The sequence below is a fragment of the Cellulosimicrobium cellulans genome, assembly GCF_007679345.1.
GTDB lineage: Bacteria > Actinomycetota > Actinomycetes > Actinomycetales > Cellulomonadaceae > Cellulomonas > Cellulomonas cellulans_A.
In genome coordinates, this window is sequence record NZ_VEGH01000010.1 from 126,225 (window position 1) to 148,759 (window position 22,535).

Genomic DNA, 22,535 nt, shown 5'->3' on the forward strand with positions numbered 1-22,535 from the left:
GCCCGCCGACACCCGCGCGCCCCTGGTCCACGGGGCGGGTGTCGGAGGCGCCCGGTAGCGTCGGGCCGGTGATCAGCCTCGAGAACCCGGGGACCGCCGCGCACGTCGCGGCGGTCGCGGGCGACCCCGCGGCCAACCCCTGGCTGTCCTGGGACTACGTCCAGCGCAACTGGGGCGACATCTCCCGCGCGCTGGAGCAGCACGCGGGCCTCACGGTGCAGGCGGTGCTCATCGCGTGCGCGATCGCCGTCCCGCTCGGGATGCTCGCGCACCTGCGCCCCCGCCTCGCCGCGCCGATCGTCGGCACCAGCAGCGTGCTGTACACGATCCCGTCGCTCGCCCTGTTCACGGTGCTGGTTCCGTGGACCGGCATCGGCCGCACGCCCGTGCTGATCGGCCTGGTCGTCTACGCGCTGCTGGTCCTCGTGCGCAACGTGCTGGTCGGGCTCGGCGGCGTGGACGAGAGCGTGCGGGACGCGGCGCGCGGGCTCGGCTACGGCCGGCTGCGCCTGCTGCTGACCGTCGAGCTGCCCAACGCCCTGCCCGCGATCGTGGCCGGCGTCCGGCTGGCCACCGTGACCACCGTCGCGCTGGTCACCGTCGGCGTGGTCGTCGGCTACGGCGGCCTGGGCCAGCTGATGTTCCGGGGCTTCCGCAACAACAAGTACCACGCGGAGATCCTCACGGCGACGCTGCTCTGCCTGGCGCTGGCGCTCGTCCTGGACCTGCTCATCTGGCTGCTCGGGCGCGCGGTGACGCCGTGGGCCCGGCGCGGACGGGAGGCCTGACCCGTGGACGTGCTGCAGGACGCCTTCACCTGGTTGAACGACCCGCTGAACTGGACCGGCCGCGACGGCGTGCTCGCGCTGGGCGCCGACCACCTGCGGATCAGCGCGCTCGCCGTGCTGCTCGCCGCGCTCGTCGCCCTGCCGCTCGGCGTCTGGCTCGGGCACCGCCGCCGTGGCGGCGTGGTCACGGTCGTCGCCGCGAACACCTCGCGCGCGCTGCCGACGTTCGCGCTCCTGACGATCTTCGCCTCGACCGGCCTGTTCGGGGCGACGGCCACCGTCCTGGCGGTGGCCGTGTTCGCCGTGCCGCCGATCCTGAGCAACACGTTCACCGGCCTGATGGAGGTGGACGCCGACGTCCGGGACGCCGCGCGCGGCGTCGGCATGTCGGGGGCGCGCTCGCTCGCCCTGGTGGAGCTGCCCCTCGCGCTGCCGCTCGTCGGGGCGGGCCTGCGCACCGCCACGACCCAGGTGCTGGCCACCGTGCCGCTCGCGGCCCTCGTCGGCGGCAGCAGCCTCGGCTCGATCATCGTGCAGGGCATGGCGCTGCAGCGGTACGGGCAGGTGGTCGCGGGGGCGCTGCTCGTGGCCGGGCTGTGCCTGGTCGTCGAGGGCGTGCTCGCCGCGGTGCAGCACGCGCTCACGCCGGCACCGATGCGCGCCACCGCCCGGCGCCGACGCCGCCGCACGCCCGGCTCCCGCGCCGGCTCCGCGCCGCGGACCGACGCCGACCCCGGCACCACGCCCCGGACCGCGGCCGAGCCCGCCGCCCCCGACCAGCAGACCGTGACCCGATCGTGACCGCGACGACCGCCCGCAGCGGTTGCCGCACCCGGGCGGCCTCGGTCGAATGATCGACGGCCCCTCGACGCCCACCGACCCACCCGTCCGGTGCCCCAGCCGCACCGAGCTCCGTGTGCCCACCCGAGACCAGAGGACCCGCACATGAACGCACGTCGCACCACACTCCCCGCCGCCGCGGCCGGCCTGCTGCTCCTGCTGGCGGCCTGCGGCGACCCCGGCTCCGGCGGCGGCACCGCCGAGACCTCGGCGAGCGGCTCGGGCGGCACGGTCTGCGAGCCCGTCGCCGGCGACCAGCTGGTCGTCCTCGAGGACGACCAGGGTCTGCAGAACGCCGACAACGTCATCCCCGCGGTGAACGCGGCGGCCGCCCAGGCGGACCCGAACCTGATCCCGCTGCTCGACACCGTCTCCGCGGCGCTCGACACGGACAAGCTGATCCAGCTGAACAAGGCGGTCGACATCGACCGCCAGACCTCGACCGAGGCGGCCCAGCAGTTCGTCGAGGACGAGGGCCTCGCGGCGAGCGACGCGGCGGCCGGCAGCGGCAAGAGCGTGGTCATCGGCGCGGCGAACTTCTCGGAGAGCGCCACGCTGTCCGAGATCTACGCCGACGTGCTGCGGTCCGCGGGTTACTCCGCCGAGGTGCAGACCATCGGGAACCGGGAGACGTACCTCCCCGCGCTGCAGAGCGGCCAGATCACGCTCACCCCGGAGTACGCCGCGACGCTGGCGGAGTTCCTCAACACGTCCGCCAACGGCGCCGACGCCGAGCCGGTCGCGAGCGGCGACCCGGACGAGACGGTGGCGGCGCTCACCGAGCTCGGCACGGCCGCCGGCCTGACCTTCGGCGCGGTGTCCGAGGCCCAGGACCAGAACGCGTTCGCGGTGACGTCGGAGTTCGCCGACGAGCACGGCGTGACCACGCTGTCCGACCTGGCCGAGGCGTGCGCCGGCGGCGTCGTGCTCGCCGGCCCGGCCGAGTGCCCGGAGCGGCCGTTCTGCCAGATCGGCCTCGAGGACACCTACGGCATCACGGTCAGCGAGTTCACGAGCTACGACTTCGGCCTGATCGGCGACGCGGTGCGCCAGGGCGAGGCCTCGATCGGCCTGGTGCTGTCGAGCGACGGCTCGCTCGCCAGCTGACCACCCGGGACGACAGCGGGGCGGGACCGGTCACCGGTCCCGCCCCGCTGTCGTGCGCCCCGCCGGGCTCCGGTCAGAGCCCAGCGGTCTCCAGCAGGCGCAGCCACACCTCGCTCACCGTCGGGTACGCCGGCACCGCGTGCCACAGCCGGTCCAGCGGCACCTCCCCCGTCACGGCGATCGTCGCGGCCTGCAGCAGCTCGGCGGCGTCCGGGCCGGTGAACGTCGCGCCCACGATCACCCCCCGGTCCTCGTCGAGGACGACCTGGGCGGTGCCGGAGTACCCGTCGGCCGCCACCGAGGCGCCCGCCACGGACCCGATCGGGTAGGACACGGCACGCACCCGCAGCCCGGCGTCGCGCGCCTGGTCCTCGGTGCGGCCGACCCACGCGACCTCGGGCCGGGTGAACACCACCTGCGGCACCGCCACGCGGTCGGCGGACGCGCGGTAGCGGGTGAACGGGGCCGCGTCGCGCTCGGCGGCCTGCGCCTCGGCGGCGCCCTCCCCCGGCTCGGCCACCGCCGCCGAGAACCGGGCGGCGACCACGTCGCCCACCACCCGGGCGTCGTACTTGCCCTGGTGCGTGGTGGCGGTCCGGCCGGTGACGTCGCCGACCGCGAACAGCCAGCCGCCGTCCGCCCCGGTCGCCTGCAGCGCGTCGTCCACCGCGATCGGCGCGCCCGGCTCCAGGCCGACCGCCTCGAGGCCGAGGTCCGCCGTCCGCGGCCGGCGGCCGGTGGCGACCAGCACCTCGTCGGCGTGCAGCTCGCCGGCGCCCTGCGGCCCGGTGACCGCGAGGTGCACGCCGCGCTCGTCGCGGTCGACGCGCGTCGCGCTCGTGCCGAACCGCAGATCGACGCCGAGGTCGCGCAGGCCGGCCGCGACCTCCTCGGCGGCGAACGGCTCCGCCTTGTCGAGCAGGCGGTCGCCCCGCACCAGCAGCGTCACGGCGGCGCCCAGGTCGCGGTACGCGACGGCCATCTCCACGCCGACCACGCCGCCGCCGAGGACCACCAGGCTGCCCGGCACCTCCTTGACGGCCGTCGCCTCGCGCGAGGTCCACGGCTGCGCCTCCGCCAGGCCGGGGATCCCCGGGACGGTCGGCTCGCTGCCGGTGGCGACGATCACGGCGTGCCGGGCGATCACCCGGGTGTCGCCCTCGTCCGACTCGACCAGCAGCTCCTTCGGGCCGGTGAACCGGGCGGTGCCGCGGAGCAGCGCGATCCCCGCGGAGTCCAGCCACTCCACCTGGCCGTGGTCGTCCCAGTGCGAGGTGAACTCGTCCCGCCGGGCGAGCACGGCGGTGGGGTCCAGCTCGCCCTGCACCAGCTCGGCGGCACCGGGCACGGCCCGCGCGGCCGCGAGCACGGCCCCGGGCCGCAGCAGCGCCTTCGAGGGCATGCAGGCCCAGTAGGAGCACTCGCCGCCCACCAGCTCGTGCTCGACCACCAGCACCGACAGCCCGAGCCGGCCGGCCCGGTCGGCGGCGTTCTCCCCCACCGCGCCCGCGCCCAGCACCACGACGTCGTACGTCACGGTGTCGTGCGGCGCCTGCTCCCCGTCCGTCTGCAGGGTGCGCTCGGTCATGTCGTCGCTCCGTTCCTCCGGGTGCCGCGGTCCGCGGTGCCCCCATCGTCGCCCGGCGGCGCGGTTCCGGCACGCAGGCGCCGCGGGGTCGCCTCACTCCAGCGGCGCTCGAAGGTTGGGCATCATCGAGCGGCTATCAGGTGAATCCGGCCCGCACACCCGCGTGTCGCCGGGTGAAACCGGGGCAGAAGCCGCCGATCGCCCCCGCCTGGTGGGACCTTGTCCTCATGAACGAGGACCCCTGGCGCGTCGAGATCACGGACGCCGACATCCGCGCCGCCAAGCGCGCCTGGATCGCCGCGCGCGACAGCGACGCGACGGACGCCGAGGTGGACCGCCGCTACGACGACCTCCGCCGCCTGGTGAGCGGGCAGGCGCAGCAGATCGCCGACGTGGTCCGCGCGCGTGCCGCCGCGCGGCGCAAGGCGCAGGCCGACTGACCCGCGCCCCGCACGCACCGCGACCCCCGCGCACGCCGCACGCGTGCGCGGGGGTCACCACGTCCGGGGTCGGTGCGTCAGTACCGGAACCGCGACACCTGGCCGCGCAGGTCCTCGGACATGCGGGCGAGCTCGGCCACCGCGGAGCCCATCTGGTTCAGGGTCTGGGAGGACTGGGTCGCGGCCGAGGCCACTCCGGTGATGTTGGTGGCGATCTCCCCCGACCCCGTCGCGGCCTCGGCCACCGACCGGGACATCTCCGTGGTCGTGGCGGTCTGCTCCTCCACCGCGCTCGCGATCGTCAGCTGGTAGTCGTTGATCGACGCGATGATGTGGCTGATCTCCCCGATCGCGCCCACCGCACCACTGGTGTCCGCCTGGATCGCCTCCACCCGCCGCGCGATGTCCTCGGTCGCCTTCGCGGTCTCCTGCGCCAGCTCCTTGACCTCACCGGCGACCACCGCGAACCCCTTGCCCGCCTCACCCGCGCGGGCCGCCTCGATCGTCGCGTTCAGCGCCAGCAGGTTCGTCTGCTCCGCGATGCTCGTGATGACCTTGACGACGTTCCCGATCTCCTGGGACGACGTCCCCAGGCGCGCGACCTGCTCGTTCGTCACCGCCGCCGCGTCCGTGGCCTGACCCGCGACCTTCGCCGCCTGCGAGGCGTTCTGCGCGATCTCCCGGATCGAGGCCCCCATCTGCTCCGCGCCCGCGGCCACCGTCTGCACGTTCCGCGACACCTGCTCCGCGGCCGCCGCCACGACGCCGGCCTGGGCCGAGGTCTCGTCCGACCCCGCCACCACCTGCTGCGAGGCAGCGGACAGCTCCTCGGCCGCCGCCGCGACCGTCTGCGCCGTGTGCACGACGCCGCTCATCAGCGCGCGCAGCGAGTCCTGCGCCTCGTTCAGCGAGCCCGCCATCCGGCCGAGCTCGTCGCGGGAGTCGAGCGGCACGGACACCGTGAGGTCGCCGTCGCCGATGCTCTGGACGGTGCGCTGCACCGTCGCCAGGTCGCGGACGATCCGGCGGACCAGCAGCACGCCGAGCGCCGCCGCGAGCAGCACCCCGACCGCGCCGACGGTGATCATCTGCACCGTCGCCGCGCGCGCGTCGGACGCGGCGTCCGCCACCCCCTGCTCGGCGTGCGCGGACACCGAGTCGGTCAGCGCCTGGAGGGCGTCGCCGAGCTCCGTCGTCACGCCGCGCACCTGGTCGGCGTAGGCGGCGTGGTACGCGGTCCCGCCCTCGTCCGCCAGAGGCTCGATCGCGTCGGCGGCGGCCTGGTAGCGCGCGTAGGCGTCCTGGAGCGCCGCGTAGGCGTCCTCGTCGAGCACGTACGGCTCGTACGCGGCGACGTTCTCCAGCGCGTCCGCGTCGAAGCCCTCGCGGTCCGCGGTGATCCCGGCCCGGTCGGCGGGCGCCACCATCCCGTACTCCAGCACCCGGGCCCGACTCGCCTGGAACCAGCGCTGCGTGTTCACCAGGTACGTCTGCGGCTCGATGGCGTCGCGGCCGAGGCGGTCGATCGACTGCTCCAGGCCGCCCAGCCGGGCGATGCCCAGTCCGGCGACCACGGCCACCGCGACGGCGAGCAGGCCGAGCACCGCGCCGATGCGGGCCCCCACGGGGGCGTCGGCGACGAGCCGGCGGGCGCGGGGGCCGGTGGGGGCGGCGGTTGCGGGCATGCGGGAGGTCTCCGTCCGTCGGTGGGGGTGCGGACCCCGACCGGGGCCCGCCGACCCGATCGGACGGCGCCCGCCGCGCGTGAGCCCGGCGACGGGTGAAAGGTAGGACCTTTGGCTCAGCCCTCGACGGCGAGGTGCGGCAGCAGGCCGGTCACCTCGAGCAGCGTCTCCACCGCCGGGCCGATCCCCCGCACGGTGAGGGTGTTCCCGGCGGGCTGCAGCGCCATGACCAGCCCCGCCAGCAGACCGACGGCCGACGAGTCCGCGAACGTCACCGCCGCCATGTCGACCACCCGCACCTGCGGGAGCACCGCGGCGAGGTCCGTGCCGCGCGCGCTCTCGGCGCCCAGGCGGTCCCGCAGCTCCTCGACGACGGCCACGTCGACCTCCCCGCGCATCCGCAGCAGGGCGGGTTCCGCCTCGTCGACCCAGACGTGTCCTCGCTCGGGGAGCGGCGGGGTCGGGCCGGCGGCAGCGGTCTGAGGCACCCGTCCAGTATGCGTGCCGCCGACGCCCCGCGGGGGAAGGGGACCCCGGCGCGGCGGCCGGCGCCCGGAGGCGCACCGGGCCCGGTGCTTTCTGCCCGCGGGCGCGGGCCGGCCGGACGCCGCGGGGACGACGAAGGCCCCCGACCCGCGTGTCCGCTGGTCGGGGGCCTCCCGGAGTGCGCCATCAGGGACTCGAACCCCGAACCCGCTGATTAAGAGTCAGCTGCTCTGCCAATTGAGCTAATGGCGCAACGAGGAGAGACGTTAGCAGCCCCGTGGCGCCGGACGCTAATCGGATCCCCCGCTCAGCGGCCCGACGTGGCGGACGTCACGCCGGGTGCGGGTCGGCGGCCGCGTCCGGGTCCGCCGGCACGTCGTCCTCGGGGCGCGCGGCCGCCACGGGCGAGGCCGCACCGGTCCCGCCGGCCTCGTCCTCGCCCTCCCACCAGGCCTCCTCCGGCAGCCCCTCGGCCGCCAGGATCGCCTCCGACCGCGGCTCCGCCACGGCCAGGTCCGCCAGCAGCGTCAGCGGCACGTGCTCCGCCAGGAGATCCATCACGACGCCGGTCGCGTCGCCCTGAGCGCCGCGCTCGTCCTGCACGGCCGCCTGCTCGTCATCGCCCATCACGGCCACCCCCGGGGTCGTTCCTGCGCACATGGGAACACCGTGCGAAGGGCACGCGCAACACGTGACGCCGAGGGCGAACAACCCTGCCGCGGCGGCAGGGAAAACGGTTCCTAGAGATACAGGCCGGTGCCCTGGCCGCCGTCGCGCGGCTCCGCCACCGCGTGCACGTCCTTCTCGCGGAGCAGCAGGTAGGTCTGCGCCTCGAGCTCGACCTCGGCCCGCTCGTCCGGGTCGAACAGCACCCGGTCGCCGACCGCCACCTGCCGGACGTGCTGCCCGGCGGCGACGACCGCGCCCCAGGTGAGCCGCTTGCCCACCGCCGCCGTCGCCGGGATCACGATGCCCGCGGTCGACCGGCGCTCCGAGGCGTCGGCGTCCAGCTGGACGAGCAGCCGGTCGTTCAGCATCCGGATGGGCAGCTCGGGGCGGGTCTGGCTCTCGGGGCGCTGTGCACTCACGGGGCAGACGCTACCGCCCGGCCGTCGTACGCTGACGGCGCCCGCCGCGCGCGGGCACCGCACCCACCAGCCAGGAGACCGCCATGCCCCGCCTCGCCGTCGGCGACACCGCCCCGGACTTCACGCTGCCGACCGCCGACGGCGGCTCGCTGACCCTGTCGGACCTGCGCGGCCAGGGCGTCGTCGTGTACTTCTACCCGGCGGCCGGCACGCCGGGCTGCACCAAGCAGGCGTGCGACTTCCGCGACTCCCTCGCGTCGCTGCAGGCGCACGGGTACGCGGTCGTCGGCGTCTCCCCCGACACCCCGGAGAAGCTCGCCCGGTTCGCCGAGGAGGAGTCGCTGACCTTCCCCCTGGTGTCCGACCCGGACAAGCAGGTGCTCGAGGCCTGGGGCGCCTGGGGCGAGAAGTCCCTGTACGGCAAGACCGTCACCGGCGTGATCCGGTCCACCGTGGTCCTCGACCCCGAGGGCGCGGTCCGGCTCGCGCAGTACAACGTCAAGGCCACCGGCCACGTGGCCAAGCTGCGTCGCGACCTCGGCATCGACGGCTGACGCACGGCCCCGGCCCGGCCGGGGCACGCGGGAGTGGTGAAACGGCAGCCACGCCAGGTTTAGGTCCTGGTGCCCGAGAGGGCGTGCGGGTTCGAATCCCGTCTCCCGCACCGCACACCCCCTGCGCCCGGGGCCGGGTCCCGTTCACCCGCCCGCGCGCCGGCCACCCGGATGCGTGCCCGCCCGCGACCCCGTCCGGGTGACCGCCCGCCGGACCGCTCACCTCCCGCTTCACCCGCTCGACGGGAAGACGGGACCCGAGGCGGCGTCCCGCGCGGGCGCGACGCCCGCGGCGTGCGTGACGGGAGGCCGACGGATGACCGGGACCAGGGGTGCGACGGGTCGGGACGACAGGGCGACGGCGGCCGCGCCGCGCCGCCGGGGGCTCGGGTTCACCGGCAAGATCCTGCTGACGGTCTCGGCCGCGGTGGCGATGACCGGCCTCCTCGGCTGGATCTCGGTCCTGACGCTGTGGCAGAGCACGGCCCGCACCGAGCGGATGTACTCGGACCACGTCACCGGGCTGGCGCTCGCCAGCCAGGTGGCCTCCCACCTCAACGAGGCGCAGTCGATCGGCACCGACATGCGCGCCGCACGCGACGGGGGCGACCCGTTCCGCGCCGACGCGCTGATGTCGGACCGCGGGGCGGCGGTCGGCGCCGCGCTCAGCGCGCTCGACGAGTACGCCGCGATCCCGGCGCTGTCCGACGAGCTGGCCGACGCGGCCGGCGAGGTCCGCACGGCGCTCACCACCTACCAGAACCTGGTGGGCTCCAGCGAGGGCGCGGACACCGCCGCCCGCGGCGCCGCCACCCGCGTCGACGCGCTGATCCAGGCGCAGACCGCCGCCGCGGCCACGGCTTCCCGCGAGGCGACCGTCGCCGGGGACCGCGCCGTGCGCCTGGAGTTCGTGGCCCTCGGCATCGCGGCGGTGGTGCCCGCCGTGGCCGGCGTCGTCGTGGCCCGGCGGCTGAGCCGGCGCCTGGACCGGGTGGCGGACGCCGCGCAGGCCCTCGCCGGCGGCGACCTCACCGTCAGCAGCGGCGTCACCGGCGCCGACGAGATCGGCCGGACCGCCGCCGCGCTGGACCGCGCCACCGCGGCGCTGCGGGACACGGTGGCGGGCATCGACGGGACCGCCCGCACCGTGGCCGACGCCGCGGGCCGGCTGGAGCGCTCGGCCGGACAGGTGGTGTCGGGCGCCGACCGCACCTCCGAGCAGGCGGTCGTGGTCGCCGGCGCGGCCGAGCAGGTGAACCGGGACGTGCACACCGTCGCGGCGGGCGCCGAGCAGATGGGCGCCAGCATCCGGGAGATCGCCCGGAACGCCGCCGAGGCCGCCGCCGTCGCCGGCCGGGCCACCGAGGCCGCCGCGCGGACCAACGAGCAGGTCACCCGGCTGGGCACGTCCTCGCAGGAGATCGGCAACGTGGTGAAGGTCATCACGTCGATCGCCGAGCAGACGAACCTCCTGGCGCTGAACGCGACCATCGAGGCCGCCCGCGCCGGCGAGGCGGGCAAGGGCTTCGCCGTCGTCGCCGGGGAGGTCAAGGAGCTCGCCCAGGAGACCGCGAAGGCCACCGAGGACATCGCCCGCCGCGTCGAGACGATCCAGGCCGACACCGAGGGCGCCGTCGCGGCCATCGGCGAGATCGGCACGATCATCGCCCGGATCGACGACTACCAGACCACGATCGCGTCCGCCGTCGAGGAGCAGACCGCCACCACCACGGAGATGAGCCGGTCGGTCGGCGACGCCGCGGCGGGCTCCAGCGAGATCGCCGCCACCATCACCGGCGTCGCGGACGCCTCCGCCGGCAGCACCGAGGAGCTGGGGCGGATGGGCGAGTCGATCGCCGAGCTCGCGCGGATGGCCGACGACCTGCGGACCCGCGTGGCGCAGTTCCGGCACTGACACCCCGCGCGGGCCCGGCCCCGGACGCGACGACGCCCCCGCACGCTGCTCGCGTGCGGGGGCGTCGTCGGTGCGCGTGCGCTCGGGTCAGCTCTGCGCCGCCCCGGCCGCGGCGATCTGCGCGCGGACGTCGTCCATGTCCAGCGCCTTGACCGCGTCGACCACCTGCTCCAGGGCCGGGGCCGGGAGGGCACCCGCCTGGTTGAACACCAGGATGCCCTCGCGGAAGGCCATCAGGGTCGGGATCGACGTGATCTGCAGCTCGGCCGCCAGCTGCTGCTCGGCCTCGGTGTCCACCTTCGCGTGCACGACGTCGGTGTGAGTCTCCGACGACTGCTCGAAGATCGGTCCGAAGCGCTTGCACGGCCCGCACCAGTCCGCCCAGAAGTCCACCAGCACGATGTCGTTCTCGGTGATGGTCTTCTGGATGGTGTCGGCCGTCAGCTCGGTCGTTGCCATCAGTCGCCTCCTGTTGTCGGTGTGGCCAGTAGAGCACCCGGACCCCCTCGAGTATTCCCGGGCGGGGACGCGCCCGCGCGCGGGGAGGCGCCGCACCGCGCGTCGGGCTGTCGCCCGGCCCCCGGACCGGGGTACAACTGCCGGGTGACCGACACGGCTGACCTGCCCCGCGAGCCCGAGCGCCCCTCCGGGTGGCTGAGTCCCGAGGGCATCGCGGCGGCCCGCCACTCGCTCCCCATCCTCTACGTGGACGCCGTCCCGGTGCGGGTCGACGACTCCGGCGACGTGGTCGCCGTCGGCCTGCTGCTGCGGGTCACGCCCGAGGGCGTGATGTCCCGCGCGCTGGTCTCCGGCCGCGTGATGTACCACGAGCGGGTGCGCGACGCCCTGCTCCGGCACATCGAGAAGGACCTCGGCCCCGTGGCGCTGCCGCAGGTCCCGCCGACGCCGCAGCCGTTCACGGTCGCCGAGTACTTCCCCACCCCGGGGGTCACGCCGTACCACGACCCGCGCCAGCACGCGGTGTCGCTCGCCTACGTCGTGCCCGTCACCGGCGACTGCCGGCCGCAGCAGGACGCGCTCGACCTGGCCTGGCTCACGCCCGAGGAGGCGTGCAGCGAGCAGGTGCAGGTCGAGATGAACGGCGGCCAGGGCCTGCTGCTGCGCCAGGCGATGGCGCACGTCGGCCGGATGCCCTGAGGCGGCGGGCGTGACCGCCGAGGCGCGGACCCCGGGCGCGCCGGGCGCACGGGCCGGCTCCGCGGGGCTCGCCGTCGCCCGGGTGCTGCACGCGCTGCTCGCGCTGGCGGCCGCCGGCGGCATCGGCCTCGAGGTGTCCCGCGCGCTCGCCGAGGGCCCCGGCGACGCCGGCACCACCACCGAGCGGCTGGTCCGGCTGTTCTCCTACTTCACGATCCAGTCGAACCTGCTCGTGCTCGTCGCGTCGGCGCTGCACGCCGCCCGGCCCGCGCGCACCGGCCGGCTCATGGCCGTGCTGCACCTGGACGCGCTGCTGTGCATCGCCGTGACCGGCGTGGTCTACCACGCGGTCCTGGCCGACGCCGGCGTGGACCTGACCCCGTCCGGCGCCCTGGCGAACCTCCTGCTGCACACCGTGACGCCGGTGGGCACCTGGGTGGTGTGGCTGGTCGTGGGCCCGCGCCCGCGGTTCGCCGGGGCGACCGTCGCGTGGTCGGTCGTCTACCCGCTGGCCTGGATCGCGTACACGTTCGTCCGCGGGGCGGCGACGGGCTGGTACCCGTACCCGTTCCTCGACGCGGGCGCGCTCGGCCTGGCGACGGCCGCGCGCAACACGGCGCTGGTCGCGGTGGCGTTCCTGGTGCTCGCCCTCCTGGTGCGCCTCCTGGAGCGCGTCCTGCCGGCGACCCCGCGCGCCCCCTGACGCGGCGCGCCGGCGGGTGCCGGGCGCTGGTGCGGCGCGCCGAGCGCGGGCGATCGCGCCGAGCGCGGTAGGAGGAACGACCGCGCTCGGCGCGAAGCACCGCGCTCGGCGCGCGGGCACGCGCTCGGCGGGCTACAGCTCGATCGCCGGCCAGTCGGCCAGGTCGGAGCGCATCGCGCGGTCGTGGGTCGCGACGACGACCGCCGCGGAGGTCAGGCGCAGGGCCTCGGTCAGCTCGTCCACCAACGCGATCGAGAGGTGGTTGGTCGGCTCGTCCAGCAGCAGCACGTGCGGGGCGGCCACCAGGGCGGCCGCGAGCTCGAACCGCCGCCGCTGCCCCACCGACAGCTCGCCGAGCGGCCGGTCCAGGTCCTCCTCCTCGAGCAGCCCGAGGGCGGCCACCGGCAGCACGTGCGCGGGGTCGAGCGCCCCGGACCGCAGCAGGTCCAGCGCGCGCCGCGCGGCCGCCTCGAACCCCGTCGTCGCGAGCCGCGCGGGGCTGTCGTCGTCCTGCACCAGCACGCCGAGCCGCACCCCGGGCGCGACCGACCGGTGCCCCCGGTCCAGCGGGGCGCGCCCGGCGAGGGCGGCGAGCAGCGTCGACTTGCCCGCCCCGTTCGCCCCCGTCACCAGCAGACGGCCCGCCGGCGGCAGGTCGACCCGCACGCCCGGCAGGTCCAGCCGGCCCTCGACGCGCGGCGCGCGCAGCTCCAGCAGCGGACCGCCCGCGTAGTCGGCGGGGATGCTCGGCAGGTCCGGGAACGCCAGCGCGGGCGGCGGCACCGGCACCTCGACCGCCTCGGCCTCGAGCTTCTGCACCAGCCGGTCGGCGGCCTTCACGTGGATGCGCGCGCGGGTGCCGCGGCGGTGCTTCTGCGAGCCCTTGGGCGGCCGCCACTCGTCGGACAGCCCCTCGTAGGACTCGTCGAGCCGCTGGGCCAGCTTCGCCGCGCGCTTGCGCTCCTGGGCGTACCGGGCGCGCCACCGGCGCAGCGCCTGGTCCTTGGCGAACCGGTACGTGGCGTACCGGGTCGCCCCGTACAGGACGGGCCGACCGTCCATCGACGGGTCCAGGTCGAGGATCGCGGTCATCACGTCGTCCAGCAGCCGCCGGTCGTGGGTGACGATCACCACGACGCCCGGCCACTGCTGCAGCTGGGCGGTCAGGTAGTCGATCCCGCCGACGTCCAGGTGGTTGGTCGGCTCGTCGAGCAGCAGCACGTCCGCGCGCTCGGCGACGTGGCAGGCCAGCCGCGCGCGGTAGGCCTCCCCCACGCTGAGCGTGTCCAGCCGCCGGGCGGGGTCGCGCGGGGCGCCGAACCGGGTCAGCGCCTCGTCGACGCGCCGGTCGACGTCCCACGCCGCGAGCCGGTCGACCGCGGCGATCGCGTCGGCCAGGGCGGCGAGGTCGCCGCCCTCGTGGTCGAAGCCCGCGACGACCTCGTCCAGCCGGGCCGCCGCCGCGCGCACGTGCGACGCGGTCCGGCGCACCAGGTCGCCGATGGTCGCGCCGGGCGGGACGTCGAGCTCCTGCTGCACCACCGACACCGACCCGGACCGCCGGACCTCGCCCGCGGTGGGCGCGAGGTCGCCGGCGAGCAGCCGGAGCAGCGTCGTCTTGCCCGCGCCGTTCTCCCCGACGACGCCGACCCGGTCGCCCGCGGACGCGGACAGGCCGACGCCGTCGAGGACCGGCCGCCCCGGGTACCCGAAGGTCAGGCCGTCCGCGACCAGGTGGACGTCAGCCACGCGGCTCCCGGCCCAGCACGGCGACGACGGCCGGCACCAGCGCGCGGAACGCCTGGCCGCGGTGCGAGATGCGGTTCTTCTCCTCCGGGGCGAGCTCCGCGCAGGTGAGGTCGCCGCCCGCGGGCACCAGGATCGGGTCGTACCCGAACCCGTGCTCCCCGCGCGGCGCGGTCGCCAGCGTGCCGACCAGGTGGCCGAGCTCGACGTGCTCCTCGCCGTCCGGCGTGACCAGCGCGGCGGCGCAGGTGAACCGCGCGCCCCGGTGCTCGGGCGCGATGTCCGACAGCTGCGCGAGCAGCAGGTCGAGGTTGGCGCGGTCGTCACCGTGCCGGCCGGACCAGCGGGCGGAGAAGATGCCGGGCGCGCCGCCGAGGACGTCGACGGACAGGCCGGAGTCGTCCGCCACGGCGGGCAGGCCGGTGTGCGCGGCGAGCGCGCGGGCCTTGATGAGCGCGTTCTCCGCGAACGTCACGCCGTCCTCGACCGGCTCGGGCGCGCCGACGTCGCGGGCGCCGACCACCGAGTCCGGGTCCAGCCCGGGCAGGGCCGGCACGAGGATCGCGCGCAGCTCGCCGAGCTTGTGGGCGTTGTGGGTGGCGAGGACGAGGCGGGCCGGACCGGTCACGCGGTCACCGCCTGCGCCCCGCCGCGGACCGTGACCGTCTGCCCCGCGGGCAGCGCCAGCACCTCGCGCTGCACGCGCGCCAGCTCCGACGTCCCGACCAGCGCCAGGTCGAGCAGCGAGTCCAGCTCGGCGCGGTCGAACGGCGCGTGCTCGGCGGTGCCCTGCACCTCGACGAAGCTGCCCGAGCCGGTGACGACGACGTTCATGTCGGTGTCCGCGCGCACGTCCTCCTCGTACGGGAGGTCCAGCACGGGCCGGCCGCCGACGACGCCGACGCTCACGGCCGAGACCGAGTCGCGCAGCACGACCTTGCGGGCGTCCACGGAGCCCTGGGCGATGCCCCAGGCGACGGCGTCCGCGAGCGCCACGTACGCGCCGGTCACGGACGCGGTGCGGGTGCCGCCGTCGGCCTGCAGCACGTCGCAGTCGAGCACGATGGTGTTCTCGCCCAGCGCGGCGACGTCGATGATCGCGCGCAGCGACCGGCCGATCAGCCGGGAGATCTCGTGCGTGCGGCCGCCGACCTTGCCGCGCACCGACTCGCGGTCCGAGCGGGAGGACGTGGCGCGGGGCAGCATCGCGTACTCGGCCGTGACCCAGCCCTCGCCGGAGCCCTTGCGCCAGCGCGGGACGCCCGCGGTGAACGACGCCACGCAGAGCACCTTGGTGCCGCCGAACTCGACCAGCACGCTGCCCTCGCCCGCGTCCAGGTAGCGGCGGGTGATGGAGATCGGGCGGAGCTCGTCGACGGCGCGGCCGTCGGCGCGCGGGGCGGCGGCGCGGCCGCCCGCGGGCGCGGCGGAGGTGGTGACGGTGGGGTCGGAGGTCATCCCCCGAGCCTAACGACCCGCGCCGGACCTCAGAGCGCGACGACCGTCCCCGGCCGGGCCAGGTCGAGCGGCCCGTCGTAGGCCGCCGCCGCCTCGGCGAGGCTCTCCGCGGGGTCGTTCCACGCCACCAGGTGCGTGAGCAGCAGCCGGCGCGACCCGTTGCGCTGCGCCGCCTCGCCCGCGCGCCGGGCGGTCAGGTGCACGCCGCGCGGGGCGTGCGGGGTCGACTCGAGGTAGGCGGCCTCGGCGAGCAGCAGGTCCGCGTCCGCCGCCAGCTCGTCCAGGCCCGGGCAGTCGTCGGTGTCGCCGGTGTAGGCGAGCGTCACGGTGCGGGAGGGGTCCGCCTCCGCCGGGCCGGTCACCCGGAAGCCGAAGGCGGGCACCGGGTGCAGGACCGGCACCGGCTCGATCGTCAGCGGGCCGACCCGGACCGGCTCCCCCGCGCGCCAGGTGCCGAGCGCGAGGTGGTCGGCGGTGCTGGTCGCCGGGTCGTGCCCGGACAGCTGCGCCAGCCGCTCGCGGACGCCCTCCGGCCCGTGCAGCGGCAGCGGCGTCGGGCGGGCGCCCCGCGGGTCGTAGCGCAGCATCACGCCGAGCACCACGACGTCGGCGACGTGGTCGGCGTGCAGGTGGCTGATCGCGACCGCGTCAAGGTCCGCCGGCGCGAGGTGGCGCTGCAAGGGGCCGAGCGCGCCGTTGCCGAGGTCCAGCAGGACGTTCCAGGTGCGGGTGGTGCCCGCGCCGTCCGGGCCCTCGGCCTGCACCAGGTAGCACGACGCCGCCGAGTCCGGGCCGGGGAACGAGCCCGCGCTGCCGACGACCACGAGCCTCATCCGCGGGCCCCTTCCGCTGCGTGTCGGCGCACCGACGTCCGACGGCGGCCCAGGGAGCCATGATGCCGTGCGACGCCACGCCGCGGGCGGCGGTCGGTCCGGGCGGGGACGTGTCGCTCGTCACGGCGCCCCGCGGGGCTGCCGCCCTCGGCGCAGCGCGCCGGGCCGTCGGCGCGGCCCCGGGCCGTCGGCGCGGCGCACCCTGCCGTCAGCGCAGCGCGCCGCGCGCCTCCACGTGTCGGACCTCGGGCCCGAGGAACCGCCGGGCCAGCGTCGCGAACGAGTCCGGGTCGCCGGTCGCGAGGAACCGGTGCTCCGGGGCGCCGGCGGCCGGGTCGCGCTCCAGGTCGTGCGCCACCAGCTGGCGGTACACGTCCTTCGCGGTCTCCTCCGCGGACGACACCAGCGTGACGTCCTCGCCCATGACGTACGAGATCACGCCCGTCAGCAGCGGGTAGTGGGTGCAGCCGAGCACCAGGGTGTCCACGCCGGCCTCCTTGACCGGGCGCAGGTACTCCTCCGCGACGCTCAGCAGCTCCGGCCCGGACGTGACGCCCGCCTCGACGAACTCCACGAACCGCGGGCACGCCTGGGTGGTCAGCTGCACGCCCGGGGCGACGGCGAACGCGTCGTCGTACGACTTCGACTTCACCGTCGACTCGGTGGCGATCACGCCGATCTTGCCGGTGCGGGTCGCGGCGACCGCCCGGCGCGCGGCCGGCAGGATCACCTCGACCACCGGCAGGCCGCGGCGGAGGGTGTACCGCTCGCGCGCGTCCCGGAGCACGGCGGAGGACGCGGTGTTGCAGGCGATGACCAGCATCTTCACGCCGGCGTCGACCAGGTCGTCCATCACCTCGAGCGCGTGCGCGCGGACCGCCGCCAGCGGCTTCGTGCCGTACGGGGTGTTGAGGGTGTCGCCGATGTAGAGCACCGACTCGTGCGGGAGCTGGTCGATGATCGCCCGCGCGTTGGTGAGCCCACCCACCCCCGAGTCGAAGATCCCGATGGGTGCGTCGTTCACGGCACCGATCCTAGTCCCGGCGGCCGGGGGCGTCCGGCAGGTCGGCGAGCAGGCACGCCATCAGCGTCTCCTGCCACCAGCCGAGCGCCAGGAACACCGAGCCGAGGTACTGCCGGGCCTGGCCCTCGGCGTCGCCCGGCCGGCCGCGGACCACCTCGTGCTCCAGGCGCTCGCTCGCCTCCTCGTCGACGACGCCCAGCCGCTCGCCCAGCACCAGGCGGACGTCGGTGAGCGTGGCCGCGAGCGCCGGGGCCCGCTCCTTCGTGACCCGCACGACCGCGACGGCCTCGTGCCGGCCCCGCGACCGGCGGCGGCGCCGGCCGTGCGGGTGGTCCTCTTCGGGGGCGCCCGGGCCGCGGGGCTCGTCGCCGCCGGGCGCGTCGGCCCCGTGCCCCAGCGCCTCGACCGTCAGCGCGTCGAACAGCACCGCCAGCCGCTCGATCTTCTGCTGCCGCAGGTCGTCCTCGGTGAGCCGGCGGAACTCCGCGGCCACCGCGTCGTCGTCCCGGGACGCGTCCGGGAGCAGCCGGTGCACGGCCGGGTCGTCGGGCGCGGGCAGCGGGTCGAGCCGCAGCCGCAACCCGAGCGCGGCGGGGTCGTCGGACGCGTCGCCCGCCCGGGCCGGACGCGCGCTGCCGGTCTCCCGCGCGCGGTCCTCGAACCGCCCGCCGCCCAGCAGCTCCGCCACGTCGGCGACGACGGTCGCGAGCACCTCGCGCTCGCCCGGGTCGACCTCCGCGACCAGCTCGTCGCCCTCCCGCCGGAACGCCCGCACCTAGGCGTCGCTCCGCTGCAGGGTGGCCCACAGGCCGAAGGAGTGCATGGCCTGCACGTCCACCTCCATCTGCTCGCGGTTGCCCGTCGACACGGCCGACCGGCCCTGCTCGTGCACCTCGAGCATCAGCTTCTCCGCCTTGGCCTGCGGGTAGCCGAAGTACGACCGGAACACGTAGGTCACGTAGGACATCAGGTTGACGGGGTCGTTCCAGACGATCGTGACCCAGGCGTCGGCGAGCTCACCGTCCGCGCGGACGGTCTCCTCGGGTGCGGTCTCCACGGACACCCGACCACTCTAGGTGCCGTGGCGGCGCGCACCCGCAGGTCGGCGCCTACCGTGGGCACATGACCGCACCGAGCACGCCGAGCACGGCCCTGCTGACCGACCGCTACGAGCTGACCATGCTCCAGGCCGCCCTCGCGGACGGCACCGCCGGGCGCCGGTGCGTGTTCGAGGTGTTCACCCGGCGCCTGCCGCACGGCCGCCGGTACGGCGTGCTCGCCGGGACCGGGCGGGTGCTGGAGGCGCTCGCCGACTTCCGGTTCGGCCCCGAGGAGCTGGACTGGCTGGCCCGGGAGCGGGTCGTGGACGACGCCACCCTGGCGTACCTGGCGGACTACCGGTTCACCGGCTCGGTGCGCGGCTACGCCGAGGGCGAGATGTTCTTCCCGCACTCCCCCGTGCTCACCGTCGAGGGCACGTTCGCCGAGGCCGTGCTGCTGGAGACCGTGGTGCTGTCGGTCCTCAACTACGACTCGGCGATCGCGTCCGCCGCGTCCCGGATGACCTCGGCCGCGATCGGCCGGCCGGTCCTCGAGATGGGCGCGCGCCGGGCGCACGAGCAGGCCGCGGTCGCCGCCGCGCGGGCCGCCGCCGTGGCCGGGTTCGCCGGGACGTCGAACCTGGAGGCCGGCCGCCGGTACGGCCTGCCCACGATCGGCACCGCGGCGCACGCGTTCACGCTGCTGCACGACGACGAGGAGGCCGCGTTCGCCGCGCAGGTCGCCTCCGCGGGCGCCGGCACGACGCTGCTGGTCGACACCTACGACGTGAAGCGCGGCGTCGAGCGGGCGGTGAAGGCGGCCGGCACCGGCCTGGGCGCCGTGCGGCTCGACTCCGGTGACCTCGGCGTGCTGGCGCAGGAGGTCCGGGCCCAGCTCGACGGCCTCGGCGCGCGCGACACCAAGATCGTCGTGACCTCGGACCTGGACGAGTACGCGATCGCCGCGCTGGCGGTGGCGCCGGTCGACTCCTACGGCGTCGGCACCTCGCTGGTCACCGGCTCCGGGGCCCCGACGTGCGGGATGGTCTACAAGCTCGTCGCGCGCGAGGGGTCCGACGGCCGGCTCGCGCCGGTGGCGAAGGCGTCGAAGGCCAAGGAGTCGGTCGGGGGCCGGAAGTCGGCGGCCCGTCGCCTCGACGGCGACGGGCGGGCGGTCGAGGAGGTCGTGGTCGACGGACCGGATGCGGCTGTGGCGGCGTGGGTCCCGGCCGAGCCCGACCTGCGCCCGCTGGTGGTGCCGCTCGTGACCGACGGCGAGGTCTGCCCCGGCTGGACCGGCCCCGAGGGCGTGGCCGCCGCCGCGGCCCGGCACGCGGCGTCCCGGGACGAGCTGCCGCGCGGCGCCCGGCGGCTGTCGGCCGACGAGGCCGCGATCCCGACGGTGACGCTCACCCTCTGAGCCCCGAGCCCCGCGCGCCGGACCGGCCGTCCGGACACGACGAGGCCCGCGCTCCAGGGGGGTGCGCGGGCCTCGTCGTGCGTGCGGTGCGGGTCGCTACACGCGAGCCTTCCCGCGGCGCAGCAGGCCGAGAATCAGGCTCACGACGAGCACGGCGATACCGATCCAGATGAGGATCTTGGCGGCCTCGACGGCCACGCCGATGATGAGCAGCACTGCACCGATGATGATGAGGATCAGCCACGTGGGCATCTGACGGCTCCCTTTCGTTCTGCGTCACCGCGCCACCGGGTTCTCCCGGTGAACGCGCTGTTCACGGGGATGACGATGGCATCGATCCCGAGGTTCGGCACGTCGAACGCCCGGGTTGCGGAACGCGCGACCGGTGGTACGACCGACGCGCTGACCTGGGGATCTGCGCCGGGTGTGACGTCGGTCAGCGCTTGCCGACGAACCAGCCGCGCAGCATCGCGACGCGCGCCTCGAGCTGCTTCGGGTCCGCCAGGGCGACCTCCGGCCCGCCGCACCGGCGCCGCAGCTCCGTGTGCACCGCGCCGTGCGGCTGGCCGCTCTTGCGCGACCAGGCCCCGACCAGCTGGGCGAGCTCCTTGCGCAGCTCGGCCTGCTTGCGGTGGTCCATCTCCGCGCGGTCCTCGGCGGGCTGGGCCTTCGACCGCTTGGCGCTCTGCTGGCTCGCCTGGCGCTGTCGCAGCAGCGTCGTCACCTGATCGGGGTCGAGCAACCCGGGCAGCCCGAGGAAGTCGAGCTCCTCGTCGGAGCCCACGTCCGCGCCCGTGCCGAACTCGCCGCCGTCGAACAGCACGCGGTCGAAGGACGCCTGCGCCTCCAGCGCCTCGAACGTGCCCTGCAGCGCGTCCGACCCCTTCTCGGCGCGGTTCGCCTGCGCGACCAGCGCGTCCTCGGGGTTGTAGCCCTCGCCCTGCTCCTCCGCGGTCAGCGGCCGGTCCAGGGCGTGGTCGCGCTCGACCTCCATCGAGTTGGCCAGGGCGAGCAGCGGGGCCACGCTCGGCAGGAACACCGACGCGGTCTCGCCACGCTTGCGGGCGCGCACGAACCGGCCGATGGCCTGGGCGAAGAACAGCGGCGTCGACGTGCTGGTGGCGTACACGCCGACCGCGAGCCGCGGGACGTCCACGCCCTCGGACACCATGCGGACCGCGACCAGCCAGCGGTCGTCGGAGGCGGAGAACTCGTCGATGCGGGCGCTCGCGCCGTCGTCGTCGGACAGCACCACCGTCGGCGACTTCCCGGTCAGCCGGGCGATGTGCCCGGCATAGGCACGGGCGTCGGTCTGGTCGGTCGCGATGATCATGGCGCCGGCGTCCGGGACGGTGCGGCGGACCTCGGTCAGCCGGCGGTCGGCCGCGGCGATCACGGACGGGATCCACTCGCCGTCCGGGTTGAGCGCCGTGCGCCACGCCTGCGCGGTCATGTCCTTGGTCAGCGGCTCGCCCAGGCGGGCGCTGACCTCGTCGCCGGCCTTGGTGCGCCACCGCATCGACCCGGAGTACGTGAGGAAGAGCACGGGGCGGACGACGTGGTCCCGCAGCGCCTCGGAGTAGCCGTAGGTGTAGTCGGCCTTGCTGCGGCGGATGCCGTCGACGCCGCGCTCGTACTCGACGAACGGGATCTGCGCGGTGTCGGACCGGAACGGGGTGCCCGTCAGGGAGAGCCGGCGGGTCGCGCCCTCGAACGCCTCGTGCACCGCGTCGCCCCAGGACAGCGCGTCGCCGCCGTGGTGCACCTCGTCGAGGATCACCAGGGTCCGCGCCGCGGTCGTGCGGGCGGCGTGCAGCGCGGGCTTCGAGGCGACGCCGGCGTAGGTCAGCGCCACGCCGTCGAAGCCGTGCCCGTGCCGGCCCTGGGAGTTCTTGAAGTTCGGGTCCAGCTTGATGCCGACCCGCGCGGCGGCGTCGGCCCACTGGTGCTTGAGGTGCTCGGTGGGCGCGACGACGGTCACGCGGCGCACGATGCCGGCCTGCAGCAGCTCGGTCGCGATGCGCAGCGCGAAGGTCGTCTTGCCCGCGCCCGGCGTCGCGACCGCGAGGAAGTCCCGCGGCTCGGTCGTCAGGTACTGCTCGAGGGCCTCGGCCTGCCAGGCACGCAGCTTGCCCGCCGTCCCCCAGGGCGCACGCGCAGGGAACGCCGGGGGCAGCTGCGATGCTGCCGACGGCGAGGCGTGCGTGCTGGGTGCGGAGGCGGGGCGGTCCGCGGCGCTCACTGTCCGCCGGAGGAGTCGCCGGACCCCTTGCCGCGGCCGAAGCCCCAGCGGCGTCCGCCGCCCGAGCCCGTGCCCGAGTCCCCGTCGCCGCCGTCCTGCGGCTCGCGGAGACCCTCGTAGATCTCCTTGCACACCGGGCACACGGGGAACTTGTTCGGGTCCCGGCCCGGCACCCACACCTTCCCGCAGAGCGCGACCACGGGCTTGCCGGACATCGCCGACTCCATGATCTTCTCCTTGCGCACGTAGTGCGCGAAGCGCTCGTGGTCCCCGGGCTCGGCGGTCTGCTCGGCGGGCCGCTCGAGCAGCCCGGTCCCGGCGCCGGTGCTGGGGTCCGAGAGTCGGTCCGGCTCGGTGCTCGGCGGCAGGGGCTCACTCATGCCGACAACTGTACGCGGCCCCTCCGACGCCCCCGGGCCT

At 75.8% G+C, this 22,535-nt stretch carries 25 protein-coding genes and 2 tRNA genes; 10 read left to right on the top strand and 17 right to left on the bottom strand.

What is annotated here, in order from left to right; translation table 11 throughout:
* The first annotated feature begins 68 nt into the window (after nucleotides 1-68).
* The 3 genes from FS882_RS14450 (at nucleotide 69) to FS882_RS14460 (ending at nucleotide 2,735) form a co-directional block, all read left to right on the top strand.
* Nucleotides 69-788, top strand: coding sequence for an ABC transporter permease (locus FS882_RS14450; RefSeq protein WP_410053286.1), 720 nt, complete (start codon nucleotides 69-71; stop codon nucleotides 786-788).
* A 3-nt stretch (nucleotides 789-791) separates the two neighbouring features.
* Nucleotides 792-1,589, top strand: coding sequence for an ABC transporter permease (locus FS882_RS14455; protein ID WP_158373882.1), 798 nt, complete (start codon nucleotides 792-794; stop codon nucleotides 1,587-1,589).
* 144 nt (nucleotides 1,590-1,733) lie between these two features.
* Nucleotides 1,734-2,735, top strand: coding sequence for a glycine betaine ABC transporter substrate-binding protein (locus tag FS882_RS14460; RefSeq protein ID WP_158373884.1), 1,002 nt, complete (start codon nucleotides 1,734-1,736; stop codon nucleotides 2,733-2,735).
* A 73-nt stretch (nucleotides 2,736-2,808) separates the two neighbouring features.
* Here the strand turns inward: FS882_RS14460 and FS882_RS14465 are convergent, their stop codons facing one another.
* On the bottom strand, nucleotides 2,809-4,323 hold the full coding sequence (locus tag FS882_RS14465) for a dihydrolipoyl dehydrogenase family protein (RefSeq protein ID WP_158373886.1): 1,515 nt from the start codon (nucleotides 4,321-4,323) through the stop codon (nucleotides 2,809-2,811).
* Nucleotides 4,324-4,550: 227 nt separating this feature from the next.
* Between FS882_RS14465 and FS882_RS14470 the strand changes: the two genes are divergently transcribed.
* A complete protein-coding gene (locus FS882_RS14470; RefSeq protein WP_158373888.1) occupies nucleotides 4,551-4,763 on the top strand; it encodes a hypothetical protein in 213 nt (70 codons plus the stop codon).
* Between the two features lie 77 nt (nucleotides 4,764-4,840).
* Here the strand turns inward: FS882_RS14470 and FS882_RS14475 are convergent, their stop codons facing one another.
* The 5 genes from FS882_RS14475 to FS882_RS14495 all read right to left on the bottom strand — a co-directional run bounded on the left by FS882_RS14475 (nucleotide 4,841) and on the right by FS882_RS14495 (nucleotide 7,971).
* Nucleotides 4,841-6,448 carry a methyl-accepting chemotaxis protein gene (locus FS882_RS14475; protein WP_158373890.1) on the bottom strand — a complete coding sequence of 536 codons (1,608 nt, stop codon included), beginning with the start codon at nucleotides 6,446-6,448 and terminating at the stop codon, nucleotides 4,841-4,843.
* Nucleotides 6,449-6,564: 116 nt separating this feature from the next.
* Nucleotides 6,565-6,936 (bottom strand): STAS domain-containing protein, encoded by a 372-nt coding sequence (locus FS882_RS14480; RefSeq protein ID WP_158373892.1) that lies wholly within the window; start codon nucleotides 6,934-6,936, stop codon nucleotides 6,565-6,567.
* A gap of 177 nt (nucleotides 6,937-7,113) precedes the next feature.
* A tRNA-Lys gene (locus FS882_RS14485) sits at nucleotides 7,114-7,186 on the bottom strand.
* Between the two features lie 78 nt (nucleotides 7,187-7,264).
* Nucleotides 7,265-7,594, bottom strand: a complete 330-nt coding sequence (locus FS882_RS14490) for a hypothetical protein (RefSeq protein ID WP_158373894.1) — start codon at nucleotides 7,592-7,594, stop codon at nucleotides 7,265-7,267.
* A gap of 80 nt (nucleotides 7,595-7,674) precedes the next feature.
* Nucleotides 7,675-7,971, bottom strand: a complete 297-nt coding sequence (locus FS882_RS14495; protein WP_154727945.1) for a GroES family chaperonin — start codon at nucleotides 7,969-7,971, stop codon at nucleotides 7,675-7,677.
* Nucleotides 7,972-8,105: 134 nt separating this feature from the next.
* On the opposite strand from FS882_RS14495, the gene bcp reads away from it, so the two are divergent.
* From bcp to FS882_RS14510, 3 genes are all read left to right on the top strand, one after another.
* Entirely contained in the window at nucleotides 8,106-8,576 is a 471-nt protein-coding gene (gene bcp, locus FS882_RS14500) for a thioredoxin-dependent thiol peroxidase (protein ID WP_158373896.1), read from the top strand.
* Nucleotides 8,577-8,603: 27 nt separating this feature from the next.
* Nucleotides 8,604-8,686: transfer RNA gene (locus FS882_RS14505), tRNA-Leu, on the top strand.
* A gap of 206 nt (nucleotides 8,687-8,892) precedes the next feature.
* Nucleotides 8,893-10,491 (top strand): methyl-accepting chemotaxis protein, encoded by a 1,599-nt coding sequence (locus FS882_RS14510; RefSeq protein ID WP_262348311.1) that lies wholly within the window; start codon nucleotides 8,893-8,895, stop codon nucleotides 10,489-10,491.
* Nucleotides 10,492-10,578: 87 nt separating this feature from the next.
* Here the strand turns inward: FS882_RS14510 and trxA are convergent, their stop codons facing one another.
* The gene (gene trxA, locus FS882_RS14515; protein WP_158373898.1) at nucleotides 10,579-10,950 is read right to left on the bottom strand and encodes a thioredoxin; all 372 of its coding nucleotides are present in this window, start codon (nucleotides 10,948-10,950) and stop codon (nucleotides 10,579-10,581) included.
* A gap of 144 nt (nucleotides 10,951-11,094) precedes the next feature.
* Here trxA and FS882_RS14520 point away from each other — a divergent pair, with 144 nt between their 5' ends.
* Nucleotides 11,095-11,649, top strand: a complete 555-nt coding sequence (locus FS882_RS14520; RefSeq protein ID WP_158373900.1) for an NUDIX hydrolase family protein — start codon at nucleotides 11,095-11,097, stop codon at nucleotides 11,647-11,649.
* A gap of 10 nt (nucleotides 11,650-11,659) precedes the next feature.
* The gene (locus tag FS882_RS14525) at nucleotides 11,660-12,352 is read left to right on the top strand and encodes a Pr6Pr family membrane protein (protein ID WP_158373902.1); all 693 of its coding nucleotides are present in this window, start codon (nucleotides 11,660-11,662) and stop codon (nucleotides 12,350-12,352) included.
* Between the two features lie 132 nt (nucleotides 12,353-12,484).
* Here the strand turns inward: FS882_RS14525 and FS882_RS14530 are convergent, their stop codons facing one another.
* The 7 genes from FS882_RS14530 to clpS form a co-directional block, all read right to left on the bottom strand.
* Complete coding sequence (locus FS882_RS14530) at nucleotides 12,485-14,101, bottom strand: ABC-F family ATP-binding cassette domain-containing protein (protein WP_158373904.1); 1,617 nt, start codon at nucleotides 14,099-14,101, stop codon at nucleotides 12,485-12,487.
* Entirely contained in the window at nucleotides 14,094-14,726 is a 633-nt protein-coding gene (rdgB, locus tag FS882_RS14535; protein ID WP_158373906.1) for an RdgB/HAM1 family non-canonical purine NTP pyrophosphatase, read from the bottom strand. The genes FS882_RS14530 and rdgB overlap by 8 nt, the downstream gene beginning before the upstream one ends.
* A complete protein-coding gene (rph, locus tag FS882_RS14540) occupies nucleotides 14,723-15,556 on the bottom strand; it encodes a ribonuclease PH (protein ID WP_158373908.1) in 834 nt (277 codons plus the stop codon). The genes rdgB and rph overlap by 4 nt, the downstream gene beginning before the upstream one ends.
* A gap of 29 nt (nucleotides 15,557-15,585) precedes the next feature.
* Nucleotides 15,586-16,389 carry an MBL fold metallo-hydrolase gene (locus FS882_RS14545; protein ID WP_158373910.1) on the bottom strand — a complete coding sequence of 268 codons (804 nt, stop codon included), beginning with the start codon at nucleotides 16,387-16,389 and terminating at the stop codon, nucleotides 15,586-15,588.
* A gap of 208 nt (nucleotides 16,390-16,597) precedes the next feature.
* Nucleotides 16,598-17,413: a glutamate racemase gene (gene murI / locus FS882_RS14550; protein ID WP_158373912.1), complete on the bottom strand. Its 816-nt coding sequence runs from the start codon at nucleotides 17,411-17,413 to the stop codon at nucleotides 16,598-16,600.
* Between the two features lie 10 nt (nucleotides 17,414-17,423).
* Nucleotides 17,424-18,188, bottom strand: a complete 765-nt coding sequence (locus FS882_RS14555) for a DUF2017 family protein (protein ID WP_158373914.1) — start codon at nucleotides 18,186-18,188, stop codon at nucleotides 17,424-17,426.
* Nucleotides 18,189-18,476, bottom strand: coding sequence for an ATP-dependent Clp protease adapter ClpS (gene clpS / locus FS882_RS14560; protein WP_158373916.1), 288 nt, complete (start codon nucleotides 18,474-18,476; stop codon nucleotides 18,189-18,191).
* 59 nt (nucleotides 18,477-18,535) lie between these two features.
* On the opposite strand from clpS, the gene FS882_RS14565 reads away from it, so the two are divergent.
* A complete protein-coding gene (locus FS882_RS14565) occupies nucleotides 18,536-19,873 on the top strand; it encodes a nicotinate phosphoribosyltransferase (RefSeq protein WP_158373918.1) in 1,338 nt (445 codons plus the stop codon).
* A 96-nt stretch (nucleotides 19,874-19,969) separates the two neighbouring features.
* Here FS882_RS14565 and FS882_RS21045 read toward each other — a convergent pair whose 3' ends face one another.
* The 3 genes from FS882_RS21045 to FS882_RS14575 form a co-directional block, all read right to left on the bottom strand.
* Nucleotides 19,970-20,125: a hypothetical protein gene (locus FS882_RS21045; protein WP_166941598.1), complete on the bottom strand. Its 156-nt coding sequence runs from the start codon at nucleotides 20,123-20,125 to the stop codon at nucleotides 19,970-19,972.
* Between the two features lie 184 nt (nucleotides 20,126-20,309).
* Nucleotides 20,310-22,115, bottom strand: a complete 1,806-nt coding sequence (locus FS882_RS14570) for a DEAD/DEAH box helicase (protein ID WP_158373920.1) — start codon at nucleotides 22,113-22,115, stop codon at nucleotides 20,310-20,312.
* Nucleotides 22,112-22,495 carry a DUF3039 domain-containing protein gene (locus FS882_RS14575; protein WP_187365310.1) on the bottom strand — a complete coding sequence of 128 codons (384 nt, stop codon included), beginning with the start codon at nucleotides 22,493-22,495 and terminating at the stop codon, nucleotides 22,112-22,114. The genes FS882_RS14570 and FS882_RS14575 overlap by 4 nt, the downstream gene beginning before the upstream one ends.
* Nucleotides 22,496-22,535: the final 40 nt, after the last annotated feature.